Below are 20,307 nucleotides of genomic sequence, written 5' to 3' on the forward strand. Positions count from 1 at the left end.
GACTGCGGCAGCCGCTCTACGGGCAGAACAGGGGGTGGGCGGAGACGACCGACCGGGGCAGCACGGCGGTCTGCGGGTCCCGGGGGGCGACCGGCGGGATGACGGCCGGGTGCAGCCACGGCCTGGACGTCGGCCGGAGCCGCACCGGGGCCGGTCGGGCCGGTACGGCGGCGGCCGGCGCGACACCCGCGCACTCGTGCCCCCACAGTCGGCAGAAACCGTCCCGGTCCACCTCTCCGGGGCAGTTGCGGTCGGCGCAGGTGCGGTGGGTCATCGCGTCCCCTCGTTCACGGCCTGCTGGTAGGCGCGTACCGCCCGGCTGGCGGCGGTGACCGCGAAGCCGTCCGGACGCAACCGGTCCCGCGCCTCGCGGTAGTGCCGGTCCAGCTCGGGGTGCTCGGCCCGCCCCTCGTCGGCGGCCCGCTGCCGGTACGCCTCCAGCCGGCCGCCGAGTTCGGCGTGGCAGCGGCGGCGCAGCCGGCGGCGGGCGGCGTCGACCCGTTCGGTGGTCCGGTCCAGCTCCTCGCCGAGGACGGCCTGCGCGTCCGGGCCGCTCGGGACGCCGTGGCCGACCCGGTCCAGCAGCGCGTCGACGGGGAGCCCGACGACCGGGTCGGTGCCGTCGCCCAGCCCTTCGCGGGTCGCCTCGGTCACCAGGTGTCGCCACCGTCGTACCGCCGTGCGCAGCCGCTCGGCCCGGGCGGTGAGGTCCTGCTCGGCCGCCGCCGCCCGGGCGCGACGCAGCACGGCGACCTCGTCGGCGGCCCGGTTCACGGCGTCGCGCCACGGGCCGGGCCGGGCGCAGCCCAGCGGATCGGCCGCGGCCTGCCGCTGCAGCGCGGCCAGTCGACCGGCCGGCCCGTCGCCCGGGCCCGTGCCGTCGTCGCCGGTCCGATCCCCGTCAGCCCGGCCGGGGCCGGTTCGGGCGGCGAGTTCCTCGAAGTCGGTACGGAGCCGGGCGAGTCGCGCCGCCACGCTCGACGCGGCCGACCGGTGGCCGGCCACCAGGTCACCGATGCGGTCGGACTGCTCGCGGGCCGCCGCGACGATCCCGACGACGGTCAACGCCTCGTCGTGGGCCGGTTCGCCGGTGTTTGCGGTGAACCGGACCACGCAGGGCTCGGCGAGCAGCCGGGCCAGGGCGGGTCGGCCGCCCGGCGACTGCTCCCGCTCGTCGATCCGCTCCATCAGCGCGTCCAGGGCCAAGGAGAGGCAGCCGAGTCGGTGCAGCCGCTCCCGGGCGTCCCGCTCGGCCGCCGCGCTGGCACCGGTCCAGGAGCGCTGCCGACCGAACTCCTCGTCGACCAGCTTCCGGGCGTCCAGCAGGCACCGGGACACCCGGGCGTGACTCTCCCGGGCCTCGGCGATCAGCCGCGCGTCGATCGTCACGGCGCGCCCCTCACGCCGGCGGCCAGGAGGTGACGGGGGTGCCCGGCGAGGGCATTCCCCGGTCCGGGTGGTCGGGGAGCCAGCGCTGATGGGCCTGCTGCCAGACGCGCTGCCCCGCCGGGCCGTCGGCGGCCAGGACGTGGTTGACGAAGGCGACCAGCTCGACCTCGCCCTTGGCGAAGGCGAACGCGTGCGGTTCGTCGGTCAGCCAGGTGCACGGTTGCCGCGCCGAGGTGACGTGGTAGGCGCAGAACGCCGCGTTGTCCGCCGGTGGAGCGGTGACCAGGACGGTGTCCGGGGCCATCTGGGCGAAGCCGAGGAGGATGTTCTCGTCGGTGCTCACCGCGTCGACCTGGTGTTGACGCAGCATCACCAGGCAGTCGATGACGTTCTCGGCCTGCACCGGCACCAGGCGTCCGCCGTCCCTGGTCCGATAGCTGGCGACGGTCTCCAGCGAGGTCGTCCCCGCCGCCGCGCAGACCCGACGCCCGGCCAGGTCGTCGATGCCGGCGTACTCCGGTGCCGTTCCGACCCGCCGCACCAGGGCGGTCTGCCCGGAGTCGAGGTAGTCGTTGGAGAAGACGACATCCTGCGCGCGCCGGCACGAGGCGGTGAGGGAGGTGGCGATCACGTCCACCGGGTCGTCGCCGACGAGCGCGTCGAAGGCGCCCTGACCCGGTCGGACGGCCCGGAACTCGGTCATGCTGCGCGGGTCGCGGTCCGGCCAGATCGCCTTCGCCACGGCCAGCACCAGGTCGATGTTGAAGCCCTCGAAGCGCTGCGCGGTCGCGTCCCAGTGGCTCATCGTCGCGTCCGACGGGTCGACCCCGGCGACCAGCCTGCCCCGGGTCAGCACCCGCCCGGGCGGTACCGCACTGGGCGGGTAGCTGTGCCGGACGGTGCACAGGCCGCCCGTACGCGCAGCGGCGGTGGGGGTGCTGGTCACCTCGGCGGGCAGGGCGGGCGGGGCGGCCGTCGACCCGGACGTCGCCGAGCAGCCGGCCGCCGCCAGCAGCACGACGGCCGCCAGCCACCCCACCGTCGGGCGGATCCTCACCCCACGCTCCCCTTCCTGCCGGCTCACCGGTAGTCGACCAGGCGTCGCCGCAGCCCGAGGAGCATGGCGACCCCGGCGAGCAGGGTCACCCAGGCGGCTGACCCGCCGAGCTGTCGCGGTGCCCGGGGCAGCCGCGCCACCGCCGCGTCGACGGCCCGGTCGCCGTCGTTGAGTTCGCCGGTGAGTCGGTCGGTCACCTGGTCGAAGGAGCGCGCCGCCGCTCCCGTCCGGCCCGACCCGTCCTTCAGCACGGTGTCGACGGCGGCCCCGAACGCCCCCGGCGGGTAGCCCTGCCGGGCCGACCAGACCGGATTGAGCGTGCCGCAGTCGACGGCGTCGGGCGGGACGCCGCAGACGCCCCGGCTGAGGAAGTCCTGCCGGTGGCCTGCCGGGTCGACGCTCGACCCGAGGGCCAGGTAGACGTCCGCGCGCCCCCGCAGCAGGTCACCGAGGCGCTGCTGGGTGCCGCTCTGCGTCCCGATGGCCTGCTCCAGCACCGGGAACCGGTCGTCCGCCGCGGGCCAGTGCCACCACGACGCCACCAGCATCCCGAGTACGGCGGCGACGCCCACGGTGGCGGCCAGCAACCCGGCGTTCAGCCGGCGGCGGGTGCGCCGCCACAGCCACCACTGCACGGCCACGAGTGCCACCAGCGCGGCGAGCGGCACCAGCAGGGAGGCGAGCAGCCACCACCGGCCCGTCGACCGGGCCTCGCGCAGTTGCCGGGTGTCGTAGTTCCACAGGTCCTGAGCGGTCCGCAGCAGTTCGGCGGACATGTAGTGGGAGGCCTCCCGGGCGTACGCCGAGGCGAGCACGCCCCGGTTCTTCGCCGTCGCGACCGTCTCGTCGTCGGCCTTGGCGCAGATCGCCGGGCCTTCCGGGCTGGTCCGGTCGTCGCAGCGGCGGCCCAGACCGTCGTCGATGATCCGCTGATAGACCTGCAACCGGGCGGCGATGGTGGCCAGCCGGGCCAGCCGGTCGGGGTCGTCGACGGCGGCGCCCATCGAGGCGCTGAGCGCGGCCCGGACCTGGCGGATCCGGTCGTCGTACCCGTCGATCAGGCCGCGTCGGCGGCGGTCGCCCGGGGAGAGCAGGAAGACGGCGCTGGCGGCGGCGTCCGCGTCGGCGAGGGTGCGGTAGATCTGCCGAGCGCTGGTGCTGGTGCCGGCGGCGAGGTCGGCGGAGCGGCGGCCGAGCGTGCGGGCCGGACCGCTCGATCCGGCGGCGACCACCGCAGTGGCCAACAGCAACGCGGTGAGCAGGGCGCCGTGCACGACGATCAGGACGGGTGTGCTCCGCATCGGGTGCCGGGGCGGGCGCGGGACGCCCCGGTCGGTCCGGGTGCCGGCGGCGGTCAGGGCCGCGGTCGACAGGGCGGAGCGCCGGTCGGCTCCGGTCCGAGTGGCCATCCGTTCCCCCGTTCACGCCTGTCGCGGGTCGTACCTCCGCTCGCCGGGATGCCCCGGCGGTCAGCGGGGTGCCGGCGGGGAAAGCTCAGGATGGCAGGCCGGAGCGTGATGATCCGCTCGCTGTCCGGTATCCGACCACCCTCGACCGACCGGGATCCGGGCCGGGGCTTCCGGGGCCGGCGTGACCATTTTCGGACATCCACCGAACGGTGCCCGGCGCCACCGGTCGGTCGGCCGCACCCGGGCCGTCCGATGGGGCCGATGAACCGGAAGGCGGGAGGGATTGGCATCTCGGATGAGACCGAATGTGCGTCACCAGCACAACGCGGCAATAGCCATCAATCCGGTCAAGATCGCGCTGGCACCGAATGGCAAATGCGCTGGCCAGGGGCTATTGAAGATCATGGCTTCGTGAACGACAGAGGCGCTTCCGGTAACCCAAACGAAACAGTTGCCCTGGTCACCCATTGATCTGTGACACCTGGCCGTGTGATTGTGCTCCCGCGAGTCATCGACCCCCGGTGACTCCGAGATGGTCGGTCGGTTTGTTCCGGGCACGCCGGCAGCTCCGGAGACCGCCCATCGCCCCACTCGCGTCACGGTGCGACGCGCGACCCCACCGGGCTCCGCGCGTCGCCGAGGAACAGGAGCACACCCCCTTGAAGCTCTCACCCCGCCTGGTCGCGCTCTCCGGCGCGGCCGCGGCCGGCCTGATCGCCGCAGGCACCGCCGCGGCCGTGCAGGCCGCGCCCCCCGCCCCCGCCCCCAACGCCGCGCAGGCCCGTACGCTCGCCGCCAACACGGCCAGCTCGCTGGTCGCCAGCCGGCCGTCCTATCTGCACGCCAGCGCCGACGACGCGTTCGTGCAGAAGTCGGTCATCTCCTCCGAGGGCACCCAGTACGTGCCCTACGAGCGCACCTACAAGGGCCTGCCGGTCGTCGGGGGTGACTTCGTCCTGGCGACCGACTCGGCCGGCCAGGTCAAGTACGCCTCCGTCGCGCAGCAGCAGACCATCGGCAACCTCGCCACCTCGCCGAAGCTCACCTCCGCCGCGGCGGTGAAGACCTCCCGCGCCCAGCTCAAGACGGTCTCCTCCGTCGAGAGCACCAAGCTGGTCGTCTTCACCCTCGACAGCGCCCCCACGCTGGCGTGGGAGACCACCGTGCGCGGCACCACCGCGGACGGCCCGAGCCGCCTCACCGTCGACGTGGACGCGGCCACCGGCAAGGTGCTGCGCAAGCAGGAGCACGTCGTCCGCGGCAGCGGCTCCGGCATCTGGAACGGCCCGGTCACCCTGGGCACCACGCTGTCGGGCGGCACGTACTCGATGAAGGACCCGGGCAAGCCCACGCTGGTCTGCCAGGACGCCGCGACCAACACGACCTTCACCGGCTCGGACGACTCGTGGGGCAACGGCGTCGGCACCAACCGGGAGACCGGCTGCGTCGACGCGCTCTTCGGCGCGCAGACCGAGGACAAGATGCTCTCGGCGTGGCTGGGCCGCAACGGCGCCGACGGCAACGGCGGCTACTGGCCGATCCGGGTGGGCCTGAACGACCAGAACGCCTACTACGACGGCTCGCAGGTGCAGATCGGCAAGAACACCGCCGGCCAGTGGATCGGCTCGATGGACGTGGTGGCGCACGAGATCGGCCACGGCATCGACGACCACACCCCGGGTGGCATCTCCGGCAACGGCACCCAGGAGTTCGTGGCCGACACCTTCGGCGCGGCGACCGAGTGGTACGCCAACGAGCCGTCCACCTACGACGCTCCCGACTTCCTGGTCGGCGAGAAGATCAACCTGGTGGGCAGCGGCCCGATCCGCAACATGTACAACCCGTCGGCGCTGGGTGACGCGAACTGCTACTCCAGCAGCATCCCGACCACCGAGGTGCACGCCGCCGCCGGTCCGGGCAACCACTGGTTCTACCTGCTGGCCATGGGCACCAACCCGACCAACGGGCAGCCGACCAGCCCGACCTGCAACAGCAGCACGGTGACCGGTCTGGGCATCCAGAAGGCCATCAAGATCATGTACAACGCGATGCTGCTGAAGACCACCGGCTCGTCGTACCTCAAGTACCGCACCTGGACGCTGCAGGCGGCGAAGAACCTGTACCCGACCAGCTGCACCGAGTTCAACACGGTCAAGGCCGCCTGGGACGCCGTCAGCGTTCCGGCGCAGGCGGGCGACCCGACCTGCTCCGGCACCACCACCCCGCCGCCCACCGGCTCCTGCTCCGGCCAGAAGCTGGCCAACCCGGGCTTCGAGTCCGGCAACGTCAGCTGGACCGCCTCCTCCGGCGTCATCGACAGCTCCACCGGCCAGGCCGCGCGCAGCGGTTCCTGGAAGGCGTGGATGAACGGCTACGGATCGGCCCACACCGACACCCTGTCGCAGTCGGTGAGCATCCCGGCCGGTTGCCGGGCGACGCTCTCCTTCTACCTGCACATCGACACCGCCGAGTCGGGTACCACCGCCTACGACAAGCTGACCGTCAAGGCCGGCAGCACCACCCTGGCGACGTACTCGAACGTGAACGCGGCGGCCGGCTACGTGCTCAAGTCCTTCGACGTCTCGTCGCTGGCCGGCACCACCGCCACCATCTCGTTCAGCGGCGTGGAGGACAGCTCCCTGCAGACCTCCTTCGTCGTCGATGACACCGCGCTCAACCTGAGCTGATCACCAACGAAGCGGCCGGTCGTCGTCCTCCCGACGGCCGGCCGCTTCGTCGTGTCCGGACCAGCGACGGAGCGGGCCGACGGGCGGCCTCAGCGGTCCCGGTGGAGCCGGGCGGCCACGTCATCCATGGCCTGGCTGAACATCGCCATCCGCCGCGCGGACGGCTCCCGTACCCCGCCCAACCGCGCCGCCAGGGCGTCGACGTCGGCCCGCGCGGACTCACTGACCCGCTCGTCGAGCTCGGCGAGGGCGGCGTTGACGGCGCCCACCACGTGGTCGCAGACCGCCTCGCTGCCCTGCCGCAGCAGCTCCGGGTCGACGGTGAGCGAGGCCAACCGGCCACCCTGGACGACGGTGGCCGTCACCCGCCCGTCGGCGGCGGTCCCCTCCGCCCGCAGCAGGGCCACGGCGTCGCCGTCGGCCGGCTCCACCGCCTGCGACCGCAGCATCGCGAGCATCTGCTGTGTGCTGGTGAGCAGGTCGTCGAGGGTCGCGGCAGGGGTGATCGGTTCGTTGGTCATAGCCGCGCTTTCTTCACGTCCGGGCCGAGCAGGCTGACGATAGCAACCGGGGCGACGCGGCTCAGAAGGTGCGCCGGTAGAGCGAGCAGCCGCGGCACACCGAGGGGGGCGTCTCGCCGGCGAGGCGGCGCCGGAACCGGCGGTACTCCTCGCCGTGCCAGATCTCCGGGAACGACCGCTCGTCCAGCGAGCCCAGCCGCACCCGGTCGTCGCCCATCACCATGCAGCACGGTTGCACCACGCCGGCGCTGGTCACGTACGCCGCGTCCCAGGGCCACGAGCAGCCCGGGCCGGCGGTGCGCGGGGCGGCCGGCGCCGCACCGGGGTGCGGCAGCCGCAGGCGTACGCCGGTCTCCCGCGCCACCGCGGCGGCCTCGCCGAACAGCGCGGCGGCCCGGTCGGTGTCCACCCCGGCCCAGAGCGCCTGGTCGGCGGTGAACTCGCGGATCTCGGCGTAGCGGCCGGCCGGGTCGGCGTCGGAGAAGCTGTGCGACAGGTTCTGCACGTGCAGCTCGTCCACCCCGATCCGGCCGAGCAGGCGGACCAGCTCGGGCAGCTCCGCGACGGTGTCGCGCATGGCGACGAAGACCACCCGGATCCAGGGGGTGGCGCTGCCCGCCGCCCGCTTCGCCTCGACCAGGCCGGCGAGGTTGGCCACCACGACGTCGAAGTTCGCGCCGTCGCGGACCCGCTCGTACGCCGCCGCCCGGGCGCCGTCGAGCGAGACGTGCAGCCAGTCGACCCCGCTGGCGACCAGTTCCTCGGCGCGGCGCCGGTGCAGCAGGGTGGCGTTGGTGTTGAAGCCGACCGTGATGCCCCGGCCCACCGCCGTGTCGATCATGTCGGCCAGGTACGGCGACAGCAGCGGCTCGCCGAGCCCCTGGAGGGTCAGCCGGCGCAGCCCCGGCACGTCGGCCACGATGCGGTCGAAGAGTTCCGGGGCCATCGCCCCGGCCAGCTTGTTCACCGGCGGTCGGTAGCGGACCAGGCACATCAGGCAGCGCAGGTTGCACGCCGAGGTGATCTCCAACTGGAGGTGCGTCGGCAGCGGCGGATCCTCGACGACGGTCGACATGCCCCCGAATGCCCTGATCCGGCCCCCGCAAACCCGACGTCACCCTCCGGGCCGGCTACGACGGAACGCCCGGCCGGTGGACCCGGCCGGGCGTTCGTGGTCGATCGGCACCGGGCGGACCCGGTACGCCGATCAGCGCAGGCGCAGCTGCTGACCCGGGAAGATCAGGCCCGGGTCGGCGCCGACGACGCGCTTGTTGCGCTCGTACAGGGCGTGCCAACCGCCGGCGAGGTCCTTCGCGTCGGCGATCATCGACAGCGTGTCGCCCGACTTCACCACATAGGTGGAGCCGCCCGAGGCCGGCGCGGTACGCCGGTGGTCACGGGTCGCGGGCTTCTCGTCCCGCGAGGAGCGGTGCTCCGCCTTCGACTTGGTGCCGGAGTGGGAGCGGTGCTTGGTGCCGGAGTCCTTCTTGGCCGACGAGCCGGAGTCCTTGCTGGAGTAGTGCTTGGTGGAGCCGCCCTTCTTGCCGCAGACCGGCCAGGCGCCGATGCCCTGCCCGTCGAGGACCTTCTCGGCGATCGCGATCTGCTCACCGCGGCTGGCCAGGTCGGCGCGGCTGGCGTACTTCTGGCCGCCGTAACCGTTCCAGGTGCCCTTGGTGAACTGGAGGCCACCGTAGAAGCCGTTGCCGGTGTTGATGTGCCAGTTGCCGCCGGACTCGCACTGGGCGATGGCGTCCCAGTTGACGCTGGCCGCGCTGGCCGGCGCGACCGGGCCGAGGATCGCGGCGGCACCGGTGGCGGCGCCGGCGACGAGCGCCCCGACGGCGACCCGACGGGCGCTGGTCCGACGGTGGCGAGCGATGTGTGCAGTAGCCATTGTGTGGTTTCCTCCACGCCGACGAGGTGAGCTGTCGGGTTCGGGCCGAGGAGCCCGGCCGCCGGATGGCGGCTTCACCCCGAGGTGTCGAGCACCGAGGAACGTGTGGGTCCCCCGCTCCCGCCTGAGGTCCAGGTACCACCGGACCGGCGGCGGGATTAGGCGTTGCCGGTCCGTGGTGTCCGCGATCGCGAACGCATACGACGTTAGGGACGGTTTCGGGCGATCGCCCACTTCTTGTGAAGTTCTTCACCCGGCTGAGCGACGGCACGACATCTCGAGTTGCGGGGTGCGGAAGCGTGCCTTACAAGCTCCCGCTCGGACAGTCCACGCGTGTCGTCAGTAGGTCAGGCCGAAGCCCTGAGGGAAGAGTGGGACCTGGCCGTCGCCGGCGTTGATGGGCTGCTGGCTGACCGAGTTCATCCAGGTCATCGGCAGTTTTCCGGTCGGCGCGGCACCGAAGAGCACGTCGGCCACCCCGGCGCCCTCGGTGCCGGGCAACCAGGACGCCAGCAGCGCGTCCCAGCGGGGCAGCTCGGTGGCGACGTCCAGTGGACGGCCGGACACCAGCACCACGACAACCGGCACGCCCGCGTTGCGCAGCGTCGAGATCGTCCGCAGGTCGTCCCGGTCCAGGCTCATACTGCCGGTCCGGTCGCCCCGCCCCTCGGCGTACGGCGTCTCGCCGACCACCGCGATCGCGGCCCGGTAGCTGCGGTCGATGCCGGTGCCGCGCTGGTTGTAGGTGACGGTCGTGGTCGGACCGACCGCCGCGCGAATGCCCTGCAGGATGGTGGTGCCGGGGGTGATCGCGCCGGACGAGCCCTGCCAGGAGATGGTCCAGCCGCCGCTGGAGTTGCCGATGTCGTCGGCGTTCTTGCCGGCCACGAAGATCTTGTTGTTGTCCCGGGCCAGCGGCAGCACACCGCCGGCGTTCTTCAGCAGCACCTGGGACTCCCGCACGGCCTGCCGGGCCAGCGCCCGATGGGCGGCGTCGCCCACCGTCGCGGTCCAGCTCCGGTCGGTGTACGGCCGCTCGAAGAGGCCCAGCTCGAACTTCTTGGTGAGGATGCGCCGGTTCGCGTCGTCGATCCGGCTCAGCGGGACGTGGCCGTTCTGCACCTCGGCGCGGAGCGTGCTGAGGAACGTCTTCCAGGCGGTCGGCACCATCACCATGTCGATGCCGGCGTTGATCGCGACGGTGACCTCGGCGGCGGTGAAGCCGGCGGCGCCGTCGATCTGGTCGATGCCGTTCCAGTCCGAGACGACGAAGCCGGAGAAGCCGAGTTCGCCCTTGAGGACGCTGGTGATCAGGTACTGGTTGCCGTGCATCCTGACGCCGTTCCAGCTGCTGTAGGAGATCATCACCGAGCCGACCCCGCGCTGCACGGCGGCCTGGAACGGCGGCAGGTGGACGGCCCGCAGGTCGGCCTCGCTGAGCCGGGTGTCGCCCTGGTCGACACCGCCAGTGGTGCCACCGTCGCCGACGTAGTGCTTGGCGGTGGCGAGCACCGAGGTCGGCCCGCCGAGGGTGCTGCCCTGCAGGCCGGTGACCAGTGTGGACATGCTCGACGGCAGGTCCGGGGTCTCCCCGAACGACTCGTAGGTGCGGCCCCACCGGTCGTTGCGGGCCACGCAGAGGCAGGGGGCGAAGTCCCAGTCGACGCCGGTGCCGCTGACCTCCTCGGCCACCGCCTGCCCGATCTGCTGCACCAGGGCGGGGTCGCGGGTCGCGCCGAGGCCGATGTTGTGCGGGAAGATCGTCGCGCCGTGGACGTTGTTGTGCCCGTGCACGGCGTCCACTCCGTAGATCATCGGGATGGCCAGGGGCGTGGCGAGGGCGGCGCGCTGGAAGCCGTCGTACATGTCGGCCCAGGCGGTGGCGGTGTTGGGCGTGGGCGCGGAGCCGCCGCCGGAGAGCAGCGAGCCGAGCCGGTAGGTGGTGAGGTCGGCGGCGGTCACCGAGCCGCGCTCGGCCTGGGTCATCTGGCCGAGCTTCTCGTCCAGGGTCATCCGGGAGAGCAGGTCGGCGACGCGGGTCGCGACGGGCAGGGTCGGATCCTGGTAGGGCAGCCCGGCGGCGGTGGCCGGCGCGGGCGCGACCAGGGCGGTGACCGCGACGAGGAGGCCGACGATTGCGAGGGGGCGGTGGCGACGGATCACGGATCGCTCCTTCCGGAGGAACGCTGAGGCCGTTCACCGGCACCCTATGCCAGCTTGCATCGACTGGGAACGATGCGCCGGTTCCGGAACCGCCGGGCGGTTCGGCGACCGCCGGCGGTCACACCCCCGTCAGGTCCAGGTCGGACAGCTCGGCGCGGGACACCACGCCGAGCTTCGGGTACGCCTTGTAGAGGTGATAGCCGACCGTGCGGGCGGAGAGGAACAGCCGCGTCGCGATGTCCTTGTTGGACAGGCCGCTGGCGGCGAGCGTGACGATCTGCAGCTCCTGCGGGGTGAGCCGGGCGGCGAGACCGGTCGGGCGGCTCGGCGCCGGGGTGCCGGCGGCAGCCAGCTCGGTACGGGTCCGCGCCGCCCACGGCGTCGCCCCCACCTTCTCGAAGCCGTCCAGCGCGGCGGCCAGATACGTCCGTGCCTCCGCCCGACGGCGACCCCGGCGCAGCCACTCCCCGTACAGCAGCGCCGTGCGGGCCTCGTCGAACGGCCGGTTGAGCCGGCGGTACGCCGACAGCGCCGCGGCGTACGACTCGCCGGCCGTCTCGTCCGGGCCGAGCAGCGCCCGACAGCGCAGCACGACCGCGTCGATCCACGGCTGTCGCGCGTGCGCGGCCCAGCGCTCGTACTGGCGGAACGCCTCGACCGCCGCCTCCGGCCGGCCGGTCCGGACCGCCGCCTCGACCAGGTCCGGGGTGCTGCGGGTGGCCGAGACGTGGAACCGGGCCCGGCCGTCGGCCAGCGGTGTCAGCCAGGTCAACGCCGACCCGGCGCGCCCCTGACCGAGTTCCAGCAGGCCGAGCGCCGCGTACACCCAGGGCACCTGCCAGGCCGGATCGCCGCCCGCGACGCGGGCGAGCGCCTCGTCGGTGATCCGCCGGCACTCGTCCTCGTCACCGGCCACCGCGCTCAGGTACGCCAGCGGCTCACCGAGCCGGTCGATCCACTGGCGCTGGTCGGTGTCCCGGGCGATCGCCAGGGCCTCCTGCGTCGCCGCGGTCGCCTGGGCCGGCCAGCCCGCGAACTGCCAACCGCACGCCAGGTAGAACAACGCCTGCGGCAGCCAACCCACCCGGCCCTGGCGGCGGGCCCGGTCCACCTGCTCCTCGGCCAACTCGACGGTGACCGTCTCCTGCCCGAGGATCAGCCCGAGCCCCGCGACGAGGATCGCGACACCCGGCTCGTCCGCCGCCGTCCGGGCCACCTCGATCATCGCCCCGGGTGCCGCCCAGTCGACGCCGTCGCCGTCGTCGGTCACGCCGACGATCGGGGTGACGGCGTGCATCGACAGCCGGGCCAGCGGGGTCAGCGGATCGTCGGGCACCAGCGCCGCCCGTAACCGCGCCACCGACTCCGACAGCTCCCGCTCCCCCGCGTACCAGCCGACGTGCAGCGCCTCCACGAGCAGGCTCAGCGCCAGGTGCCGGTCGGTGGCGGCCACCCGGGTGGCGCCGCGCAGCAGCCGCCCGTGCGCCGACGGCAGCGCCCCGCGCCAGAAGTCCGCTGCGGCCCGCACCGCGGTCAGCCGGGCCGCCAGCACCGGATCGTCGGCGCCGGGGCGCTCGGCTCGGGCGGCGAGGGCGTCGGAGCGGTCTAGGTCGCCCGCCTCGGCGGCGGCCTCGGCGGCGAGCGTGAGCCGCCGCAGGTGGGCGGCGGGGTCCGCGGAGAGCTGCGCGGCCCGCTCGTACGCGGCGGCCGCGGCGGCGTGCCCGCTGCGCTCACCGGCCCACGCCGCGGTGCGCTCCAGCTCGGCGGCGACCCGCTCGTCGGTGCCGGTGGTCGCCGACGCCAGGTGCCAGGCGCGACGATCGGCGTCGCCCGGCCGGTCCAGCGCGGCGGCCAGCGCGTCGTGAACGGCGATCCGCCGCCCGGGGGGCGTCCCGTGCCACACCGCGGCGCGGACCAGGGGATGCCGGAACGTCACCGTGCCGTCCGCGGTCACCAGCCCGGCCCGGACCGCGACGTCCAGGTCGGTGCCGTCGGCGCCCAGCTTGCCGGCCGCGCGCAGCAGCACACCCAGGTCGCCGGTGTCGTCGGCGGCGACCACCTCCAGCATGGCGCGCACACCGTCGGGCAACGTGCGCACCCGGGCCTGGAACGCGTCCCGCAGCCGGTCGGGCAGCGCCGCCCCGGCGGACGCCGCCACCGCCGGCAGCTCGATCAGCGCCAACGGATTACCGACGGCGTCGGCGAGCACCCGGTAGCGCGTGCCGGCGTCCAGGTCGGCGGCGTGCGCGGCCAGCAGCGCCGCCGCGGCGGACGGGTCCAGCCCGCCCAGCGGCAGCTCGGGCACGCCGGGCGCCGGAAAGCCGTCCGGACGGGCGGCGAAGAGCAGGCCGACCGGCTCGGCGCCGAGCCGGCGCGCCGCGAACAGCAGGGCGTCGGCGGACGCGCGGTCCAGCCACTGGGCGTCGTCCACGACGGCCAGCAGCGGACCGTCGTCGGCCAGCTCGGACAGCAGCGACAGCACCGCGAGGCCGACCAGGAACCGGTCCGGCGCACCCGCCTCGGCCAGCCCCAACGCCCCGCGTAACGCCTCGGCCTGCACCGGTGGCACCGCGTCGAGCCGGTCCAGCACCGGGTGCAGCAGCAGGTGCAGGCCCGCGAACGGCAGCTCGGCCTCGGACTCGACGCCGACCCCGCCCAGCACCCGCAGCCCGGACGTGTCGGCGTGCGCGAGCAACGCCGTCTTGCCGATGCCCGGTTCACCGCGGACCACCAGCGCGGCGCTGCCACCGGACCGGACGGTGTCCAGCACCCTGCTCAGCACCGCCGACTCCGCGTCCCGCCCGTACAGCATGGCGAGAGGTTACCGACGCGCGCCGACAGAAGTACTGATGCGCGACAGATTTCGGGACCGGCGCCGCGCCATAGCGTTTCCGGCATCGGAGAAACGAGCGGGAGGAACCCCCATGAAGGTCATCGACCGGTACATCGAGAGCTGGAACGAGACGGAGCCGGCGCAGCGGCGGCTGCTGATCGACGAGGTGTGGGCCGAGGACGGCCGCTACACCGACCCGCTGGCGGTCGTCGAGGGCCGGGACGCGATCGCCGCGCTGATCGGTGCCGTGCAGGGGCAGTTCCCGGGCCTGCGGTTCAGCCTCGGCCCGGTGGACGCCCACCACGACATCGCCCGGTTCACCTGGGCCCTCGGCGCGCCCGGCGCGGAGCCGCTCGTCGTCGGCTTCGACGTCGCGGTCTTCGCCGAGGACGGCCGGATCGCCCGGGTGCACGGCTTCCTCGACAAGGTCCCGGCATGACGACCCTGCAGGAGCGGGCCACCGGCACCATCGCCGCGCCGCCCGCCACCCCGGTACGGGCCGAGACCGGCTGGGGCGCCCTGCTGGTGCTGCTGACCGGCACGTTCGTCACGCTGCTGGACTTCTTCATCGTCAACGTGGCCATCCCGTCGATCCAGGTGGACCTGCGGGCCGGTCCCTCGGCGGTGCAGTGGGTGGTCGCCGCGTTCGGGCTGGCGCTGGCCGCCGGACTGATCACCGGTGGCCGGCTGGGCGACCTGTACGGCCGACGCCGGCTGTACGCGTCCGGCCTCGGCCTGTTCACCCTCGCCTCGGCGGCGTGCGGGCTGGCGCCGACCGCGGGCGTGCTGGTCGCCGGCCGGGTCGTGCAGGGTGTCGGCGCCGCGCTGCTGATGCCGCAGGTGCTGGCCATCATCACCACCGTCTACACCGGTCCCCGGCGGGCCCGCGCGTTCAGCGCGTACGGCGTGGCGGTGGGGCTGGGCGCGGTGTTCGGGCAGCTCATCGGCGGCCTGCTGATCAGGATGGACATCGCGGGTCTCGGCTGGCGGAGCATCTTCCTGATCAACCTGCCGATCGGCGTGGCGGCCGTCGCGGCCAGCCGGCGCCTGCTGCCCGAGTCGCGCTCCGCCACCGGCGCCCGCCTCGATCTGCCCGGCACCGTGCTGGTCACGCTCGGCCTGGTCGCCGTCGTGCACCCGCTGGTGGCCGGCGAGCCGGCCGGCTGGTGCCTGGCGGCCCTGCTGCCGCTCACCGTGTTCGCGCTGCACCAGCGGCGGCTGGCGGCACGCGGTGGCGCACCCCTGGTGCACCCGGGCCTGTTCGCCGACCGCGCGTACACCGTGGGCGTGCTGGTGAGCCTGGCCTTCCAGCTCACCATGGCGTCGTTCTTCCTGGTGCTGGCGGTCTATCTGCAGGACGGGCGCGGCCTGTCGGCGCTCGCGTCCGGGGTGCTCTTCGTGCCGCTCGGCGTCGGCTACCTGGTCACGTCGGTGCTGTCGGGCCGGTTGGCCGCCGGGCGGGGCCGCCGGACGCTGACCGTCGGCACGCTGGTGGTCGCCGCCGGGTACGCCCTGCTCGCGCTCGCCGCACACGACCCGGTCGGCTGGCTGGTGCCGGGCCTCACGGTGGCCGGCGTCGGGATGGGCCTGGTGGTCGCGCCGCTGCCGTCGATCGTGCTGGCCGGGGTGGCGGCCCGGCACGCGGCGGCGGCCTCCGGGGTGCTCTCCGCGGCGCAGCAGGCCGGCAACGCGATCGGGGTGGCCCTGATCGGCAGCGTGTTCTTTTCCGCGCTCGGCACCGGCGGCTTCCCGCACGCGTTCACGCTCGGCCTGGACGTGCTGGTGGCGCTGGGCGTCGCGGTGGCGCTGCTGGTCCGGCTGCTGCCGCGACACACCGCCTGACCTGGTCACGCCAACCGGCCCGGCATCCGCCGGGCCGGTTGGCGTGCCGGCGCAGGAGCTACAGGGTACGGGCGAGCCGGTCGGCGAGGATCCGGGTGAACCGGGCCGGGTCGGCCAGTTCACCGCCCTCGGCGAGCAGGGCCATGCCGTACAGCAGCTCGGCGGTCTCGGTCAGCGCCGCGCCCTCGGCGTTCTGCTCGTGGGCCTTGCGCAGGCCGGTGACGAGCGGGTGGCCGGGGTTGAGTTCGAGGATCCGCTTGACCCGCGGCACCTCCTGCCCCATCGCCCGGTACATCTTCTCCAGGGTGGGCGTCATGTCGTGGGCGTCGCCGACCACGCAGGCCGGCGAGGTGGTGAGCCGGGAGGAGAGCCGGACCTCCTTGACACTGTCGGCGAGCGCCTCGCTCATCCAGGTGAGCAGGTCGGCGTACTCCTTCCGCTCCTGGTCGGTCTTCGCCTTCTCCTCGTCGGTCTCCAGGTCCACCTGGCCCTTGGCGACCGAGCGGAGGGTCTTCCCGTCGTACGCACCGACCCGCTCGACCCAGACCTCGTCGACCGGGTCGGTGAGGATGAGCACCTCGTAGCCCTTGGCGCGGAACGCCTCCAGGTGCGGGGAGTTCTCGATGGTGCCGCGGGAGTCGCCGGTGGCGTAGTAGATCTCGGTCTGGCCGTCCTTCATCCGCCCGACGTAGTCGGCCAGGGTGGTCGGCTCGTCGGCGTCCCGGGTGGACGCCAGCCGCAGCAGGTTCAGCAGCGTCTCGCTGTTGTCGGTGTCCTCGAGCAGGCCCTCCTTGAGCACCGCCCCGAACTCGCCCCAGAAGGTCCGGTACGCCTCGGCCCGCTCGGCCTTCATCTCGGTGAGGGTGGCGAGGACCTTCTTGACCAGGCGGCGGCGTACGGCGCGGATCTGCCGGTCCTGCTGGAGGATCTCCCGGGAGATGTTCAGCGACAGGTCGTGGGCGTCCACGACGCCCTTGACGAAGCGCAGGTAGTTGGGCATCAGCGCGTCGCAGTCGTCCATGATGAAGACGCGCTTGACATAGAGCTGCACGCCGCGGTGGCCCTGCGGGGAGAAGAGGTCCAGCGGGGCGTGCGAGGGCAGGAAGAGCAGCGCCTCGTACTCGAAGGTGCCCTCGCCGCGCATGTGGATGGTTTCGAGCGGGTCGGCCCAGTCGCGGGCGACGTGCTTGTAGAACTCGTGGTACTCGGCCTCGTCGACCTCGTCCCGGGAGCGGGCCCAGAGCGCCTTCATCGAGTTGAGGGTCTGCGTCTCGGTCGTGGTGGCGCCCTCCTCGCCGGGGCGTTCCACGGTCATCCGGATCGGCCAGGCGATGAAGTCGGAGTAGCGCTTGACGATCTCCCGGACGGTCCACTCGGCGGTGTAGTCGTGCAGGTTGTCCTCGGTGTCGGCCGGCTTGAGGTGCAGCGTGACCGAGGTGCCCTGCGGGGCGTCGTCGACGGACTCGACGGAGTAGGTGCCCTCGCCGGCGGACTCCCAGCGGGTGCCGCCGGACTGCCCGGCGCGCCGGGTCACCAGGGTCACCGTGTCGGCGACCATGAAGGTGGCGTAGAAGCCGACGCCGAACTGGCCGATCAGCTCCTGCGAGGCGGCGGCGTCCTGCGACTCGCGCAGCTTGCGCAGCAGCTCGGCGGTGCCGGACTTGGCGATGGTGCCGATCAGGCCGACCACCTCGTCGCGGGACATGCCGATGCCGTTGTCCCGCACGGTGAGCGTACGGGCGTCCTTGTCGATCTCCAGCTCGATGTGCAGGTCCGCGGTGTCGACGTCCAGGTCCTTGTCGACCAGGGACTCCAGCCGCAGCTTGTCCAGCGCGTCGGACGCGTTCGAGATGAGTTCGCGCAGGAAGACGTCCTTGTTCGAATAGATCGAGTGCACCATCAGCTGGAGCAGCTGACGAGCCTCGGCCTGGAACTCCAACGTCTCGACCCGGTCGCTCACACCGACTCCCTTCCACCTCTTGCGGGGCCTTCCGGCGGACAGGATACGAGGTGTGCGCACCCGGGCAGCAGAGGGTGGCGGATCGAACTGGTCCAACCAGTTGACGAGTTGATGTGCGCGGGCTCACACTGCTGCGCATGGTGTTCCTCCCCGTGCCCCGCGCCTCGGTCTCCGACCACGTCTTCGGCCAGCTCCGCGACGCCATCGTCAGCGGCCGCTACCGGCCGGAGGAGACCCTGCCCGGCGAGCGCGAGCTGGCCGCCGCGTTCGCGGTCAACCGGCACGCCGTCCGCGAGGCGCTGCGCCGGTTGCAGCAGCTCGGCCTGGTCCGGGTCAGCCAGGGCGGCGCCACCCGGGTGCTCGACTGGCGGGTGCACGCCGGGCTGGACCTCGCGCTGTCACTGACCCAGTCGGGAGACGTACTCCCGGTGGAGACGCTGGTCCGCGACATGCTGGAGATGCGGGCCTGCATCGGCGTCGACGCGGCCCGGCTCTGCGCCGAGCGCGGCGACCCGGACGTCACGGCCGCCCTGGTCCGGGCCGCCGAGGAGTACGGCGCCCTCGCGCCCGACCTCGACCGGATGGCGGCGGCCAACATCGCCATCTGGCGGCTGGTCGTGCACGGCAGCGGCAACACCGCCTATCTGCTGGCGTTCAACAGCCTGGTGGCCGGCACCCTCGCCGTGGGCGACGTGCCGCCCGCCGGCCGGGCCGCCGAACTGCTCGACGTCGCCGGCCACCGCCGGCTCGCCGCCGCCATCGCCGCCGGCCAGGGTACGGCCGCCGCCCGGCACGCCCGGGCCCTGCTGACCGCTCCGGTCACCACCCCCACCACCACCCCGTCCGAAAGGGAAGCGCGCGCATGATCCCCGCCGTGCTCTACGCCGTCCCGGCTTTCCTGCTGCTCGTCGTCATCGAGGCCGTCTCCTACCGGTTCCTGCCCGACGACGACGAACGCGGCTACGAGCTGCGCGACACCACCACCAGCCTCTCCATGGGCCTGGGCAGCCAGCTCATCGGCGTGCCCTGGAAGCTGCTCACCGCCGGCCTCTACGCCGGGCTGTGGCTCGTCGCGCCGGTCCACCTCTCCCCCGCCCACTGGTGGACCTGGGTGATCGTCTTCTTCGCCGACGACCTCGCCTACTACTGGTTCCACCGCCTGCACCACGAGGTACGCGTGCTCTGGGCCAGCCACGTGGTGCACCACTCCAGCGTCTACTACAACCTCTCCACCGCGCTGCGGCAGAGCTGGACGCCGATGACGTCGCTGCCGTTCTGGCTGCCCCTCGCGCTGCTCGGCATCCCCCCGTGGATGATCTTCCTCCAGCAGTCGATCAGCCTGCTCTACCAGTTCTTCCTGCACACCGAGCGGATCACCGTGCTGCCCCGGCCGATCGAGTGGGTCTTCAACACCCCGTCGCACCATCGCGTCCACCACGGCTCCAACGCCGAATACCTGGACCGCAACTACGGCGGCATCCTGATCGTCTGGGACCGGCTCTTCGGCAGCTTCGAGCCGGAACGCGCCGCCGTCCGGTACGGGCTGACCACGAACATCGCCACCTACAACCCGCTGCGGGTGGCCACCCACGAGTTCGCCGCGATCTGGGCCGACGCCCGGTCGGCCACCTCCTGGCGGCACCGGCTCGGCTACGTGTTCGGCCGCCCCGGCTGGCAGCCAGCCCGGTGAGCCGCCACTGGTGGCGCCTGTTCGGGGTCGTCGCCGTCGTCGAGCTGGTCGGCGTCGGGTTCGGGTGGACGGCGGTGCAGTGGGTGGCCAAGCCGCTGCTGGCGCCGCTGCTGCTGGCATACCTGGTCGGGGTGCGGCGACGGGTGGACCCGGTGGCGGTCGGGCTGGTCGCCGCCACCGCCGGGGACGTGGCCCTGCTGGTGCCGGGGCGGACCGCGTTCCTGGTCGGGATGGGCTGCTTCCTGGTCACCCAGCTCGCCTTCGGCACCGCGTTCGTCCGGCACCGTCGGCCGCCGGTCGTGGCGGTGGCGGCGTACCTGGTGCTCTGGGCGGGGGCCAACACGCTGCTGTGGGGCACGCTGGGGCCGCTGCGGCTGCCGGTGCTCGGCTACAGCCTGGCCCTGTCGTTGATGGCCGCCGCCGCGACCGGGGTCTCCCGGCGCACGGCGGTCGGCGGGGCGCTCTTCCTCGGCTCGGACCTGCTGATCGGGCTGGGCGCGGCCGGGGTGCGACTGCCGGCGCAGGGGCTGCTGGTGATGACCACGTACGCCGCCGCGCTGCTGCTGATCACCACCGGCTGGGTCGGCGCCCACGCCACCGACCCCGCCACCCGACCGGCCGACCCGACCACCCGGGCCGCCGACCCCGCCGGTGCTCACTCGCCGCGCCGGCCGTGATCGTGCTCGATCCAGGAAACAGTGGCATCCGGGGCCCGGCGAGGCCACTACTTCCTGAATCGAGGGTGATCTCCGATCAGCCGCGCCAAGGCGACGTCCCAGAGTGCGAACGCGTCGTCGTGGCGCGCCGCAGGCCAGCGGCCCGGCGTTCACTTTCGCAAGATGCCGGAAATTCTTTCTTC

17 protein-coding genes and 1 riboswitch are annotated in these 20,307 nt (G+C 73.3%); of the genes, 7 read left to right on the plus strand and 10 right to left on the minus strand.

The window, feature by feature from the left end; all coding sequences use genetic code 11:
- Positions 1-16: 16 nt before the first annotated feature.
- The 4 genes from ABUL08_RS10305 to ABUL08_RS10320 are packed head-to-tail and all read right to left on the minus strand — an operon-like array spanning position 17 to position 3,855.
- On the minus strand, positions 17-274 hold the full coding sequence (locus ABUL08_RS10305; RefSeq protein ID WP_350936858.1) for a hypothetical protein: 258 nt from the start codon (positions 272-274) through the stop codon (positions 17-19).
- Entirely contained in the window at positions 271-1,389 is a 1,119-nt protein-coding gene (locus ABUL08_RS10310; RefSeq protein WP_350936859.1) for a hypothetical protein, read from the minus strand. The genes ABUL08_RS10305 and ABUL08_RS10310 overlap by 4 nt, the downstream gene beginning before the upstream one ends.
- 10 nt (positions 1,390-1,399) lie before the next feature.
- Positions 1,400-2,446, minus strand: coding sequence for a transporter substrate-binding domain-containing protein (locus tag ABUL08_RS10315; protein ID WP_350936861.1), 1,047 nt, complete (start codon positions 2,444-2,446; stop codon positions 1,400-1,402).
- Positions 2,447-2,469: 23 nt separating this feature from the next.
- Positions 2,470-3,855: a hypothetical protein gene (locus tag ABUL08_RS10320; RefSeq protein ID WP_350936862.1), complete on the minus strand. Its 1,386-nt coding sequence runs from the start codon at positions 3,853-3,855 to the stop codon at positions 2,470-2,472.
- Between the two features lie 261 nt (positions 3,856-4,116).
- Between ABUL08_RS10320 and ABUL08_RS10325 the strand changes: the two genes are divergently transcribed.
- Together ABUL08_RS10325 and ABUL08_RS10330 are read left to right on the plus strand one after the other, a co-directional pair.
- A complete protein-coding gene (locus tag ABUL08_RS10325; protein ID WP_350936864.1) occupies positions 4,117-4,326 on the plus strand; it encodes a hypothetical protein in 210 nt (69 codons plus the stop codon).
- A 188-nt stretch (positions 4,327-4,514) separates the two neighbouring features.
- Positions 4,515-6,542, plus strand: a complete 2,028-nt coding sequence (locus ABUL08_RS10330; protein WP_350936866.1) for a M4 family metallopeptidase — start codon at positions 4,515-4,517, stop codon at positions 6,540-6,542.
- Between the two features lie 89 nt (positions 6,543-6,631).
- On the opposite strand, the gene ABUL08_RS10335 is transcribed toward ABUL08_RS10330, so the two are convergent.
- The 5 genes from ABUL08_RS10335 to ABUL08_RS10355 form a co-directional block, all read right to left on the minus strand.
- Positions 6,632-7,063 (minus strand): YbaB/EbfC family nucleoid-associated protein, encoded by a 432-nt coding sequence (locus ABUL08_RS10335; protein WP_350936867.1) that lies wholly within the window; start codon positions 7,061-7,063, stop codon positions 6,632-6,634.
- 61 nt (positions 7,064-7,124) lie between these two features.
- Entirely contained in the window at positions 7,125-8,138 is a 1,014-nt protein-coding gene (locus tag ABUL08_RS10340; RefSeq protein ID WP_350936869.1) for a radical SAM protein, read from the minus strand.
- Positions 8,139-8,270: 132 nt separating this feature from the next.
- Positions 8,271-8,960 (minus strand): transglycosylase family protein, encoded by a 690-nt coding sequence (locus tag ABUL08_RS10345; RefSeq protein WP_350936871.1) that lies wholly within the window; start codon positions 8,958-8,960, stop codon positions 8,271-8,273.
- 1 nt (position 8,961) lies between these two features.
- Positions 8,962-9,135: riboswitch (cyclic di-AMP (ydaO/yuaA leader) on the minus strand.
- Positions 9,136-9,299: 164 nt separating this feature from the next.
- Positions 9,300-11,123: a glycoside hydrolase family 3 protein gene (locus ABUL08_RS10350; protein ID WP_350936873.1), complete on the minus strand. Its 1,824-nt coding sequence runs from the start codon at positions 11,121-11,123 to the stop codon at positions 9,300-9,302.
- A 118-nt stretch (positions 11,124-11,241) separates the two neighbouring features.
- Positions 11,242-13,935 carry a helix-turn-helix transcriptional regulator gene (locus ABUL08_RS10355; RefSeq protein ID WP_350936875.1) on the minus strand — a complete coding sequence of 898 codons (2,694 nt, stop codon included), beginning with the start codon at positions 13,933-13,935 and terminating at the stop codon, positions 11,242-11,244.
- A gap of 112 nt (positions 13,936-14,047) precedes the next feature.
- Between ABUL08_RS10355 and ABUL08_RS10360 the strand changes: the two genes are divergently transcribed.
- Both ABUL08_RS10360 and ABUL08_RS10365 read left to right on the plus strand, forming a co-directional pair.
- Complete coding sequence (locus ABUL08_RS10360; RefSeq protein WP_350936877.1) at positions 14,048-14,395, plus strand: nuclear transport factor 2 family protein; 348 nt, start codon at positions 14,048-14,050, stop codon at positions 14,393-14,395.
- A complete protein-coding gene (locus ABUL08_RS10365; protein WP_350936879.1) occupies positions 14,392-15,798 on the plus strand; it encodes an MFS transporter in 1,407 nt (468 codons plus the stop codon). The genes ABUL08_RS10360 and ABUL08_RS10365 overlap by 4 nt, the downstream gene beginning before the upstream one ends.
- Before the next feature lie 58 nt (positions 15,799-15,856).
- Here ABUL08_RS10365 and htpG read toward each other — a convergent pair whose 3' ends face one another.
- Positions 15,857-17,758: a molecular chaperone HtpG gene (gene htpG, locus ABUL08_RS10370; RefSeq protein WP_350936881.1), complete on the minus strand. Its 1,902-nt coding sequence runs from the start codon at positions 17,756-17,758 to the stop codon at positions 15,857-15,859.
- Positions 17,759-17,895: 137 nt separating this feature from the next.
- On the opposite strand from htpG, the gene ABUL08_RS10375 reads away from it, so the two are divergent.
- From ABUL08_RS10375 to ABUL08_RS10385, 3 genes are read left to right on the plus strand one after another with little or no spacing between them, the layout of a single operon-like run.
- The gene (locus tag ABUL08_RS10375) at positions 17,896-18,624 is read left to right on the plus strand and encodes a FadR/GntR family transcriptional regulator (RefSeq protein WP_350936883.1); all 729 of its coding nucleotides are present in this window, start codon (positions 17,896-17,898) and stop codon (positions 18,622-18,624) included.
- Positions 18,621-19,448: a sterol desaturase family protein gene (locus ABUL08_RS10380; protein WP_350936885.1), complete on the plus strand. Its 828-nt coding sequence runs from the start codon at positions 18,621-18,623 to the stop codon at positions 19,446-19,448. Before ABUL08_RS10375 ends, ABUL08_RS10380 begins: the two co-directional genes overlap by 4 nt.
- Complete coding sequence (locus tag ABUL08_RS10385; RefSeq protein WP_350936886.1) at positions 19,445-20,125, plus strand: lysoplasmalogenase; 681 nt, start codon at positions 19,445-19,447, stop codon at positions 20,123-20,125. The genes ABUL08_RS10380 and ABUL08_RS10385 overlap by 4 nt, the downstream gene beginning before the upstream one ends.
- The last annotated feature ends 182 nt before the right edge of the window (positions 20,126-20,307 follow it).

The sequence above is a fragment of the Micromonospora sp. CCTCC AA 2012012 genome, assembly GCF_040499845.1.
In the GTDB taxonomy this organism is placed as follows: Bacteria; Actinomycetota; Actinomycetes; order Mycobacteriales; family Micromonosporaceae; genus Micromonospora; species Micromonospora mangrovi.

Bases quoted from the DNA above. Each gene is read 5' to 3' on its own strand.
- ABUL08_RS10305 (WP_350936858.1), bottom strand. From the start codon at position 274: ATGACCCACCGCACCTGCGCCGACCGCAACTGCCCCGGAGAGGTGGAC.
- ABUL08_RS10320 (WP_350936862.1), bottom strand. From the start codon at position 3,855: ATGGCCACTCGGACCGGAGCCGACCGGCGCTCCGCCCTGTCGACCGCG.
- ABUL08_RS10325 (WP_350936864.1), top strand. From the start codon at position 4,117: ATGAACCGGAAGGCGGGAGGGATTGGCATCTCGGATGAGACCGAATGT.
- ABUL08_RS10335 (WP_350936867.1), bottom strand. From the start codon at position 7,063: ATGACCAACGAACCGATCACCCCTGCCGCGACCCTCGACGACCTGCTC.
- ABUL08_RS10340 (WP_350936869.1), bottom strand. From the start codon at position 8,138: ATGTCGACCGTCGTCGAGGATCCGCCGCTGCCGACGCACCTCCAGTTG.
- ABUL08_RS10345 (WP_350936871.1), bottom strand. From the start codon at position 8,960: ATGGCTACTGCACACATCGCTCGCCACCGTCGGACCAGCGCCCGTCGG.
- ABUL08_RS10355 (WP_350936875.1), bottom strand. From the start codon at position 13,935: ATGCTGTACGGGCGGGACGCGGAGTCGGCGGTGCTGAGCAGGGTGCTG.
- ABUL08_RS10360 (WP_350936877.1), top strand. From the start codon at position 14,048: ATGAAGGTCATCGACCGGTACATCGAGAGCTGGAACGAGACGGAGCCG.
- ABUL08_RS10365 (WP_350936879.1), top strand. From the start codon at position 14,392: ATGACGACCCTGCAGGAGCGGGCCACCGGCACCATCGCCGCGCCGCCC.
- ABUL08_RS10375 (WP_350936883.1), top strand. From the start codon at position 17,896: ATGGTGTTCCTCCCCGTGCCCCGCGCCTCGGTCTCCGACCACGTCTTC.
- ABUL08_RS10380 (WP_350936885.1), top strand. From the start codon at position 18,621: ATGATCCCCGCCGTGCTCTACGCCGTCCCGGCTTTCCTGCTGCTCGTC.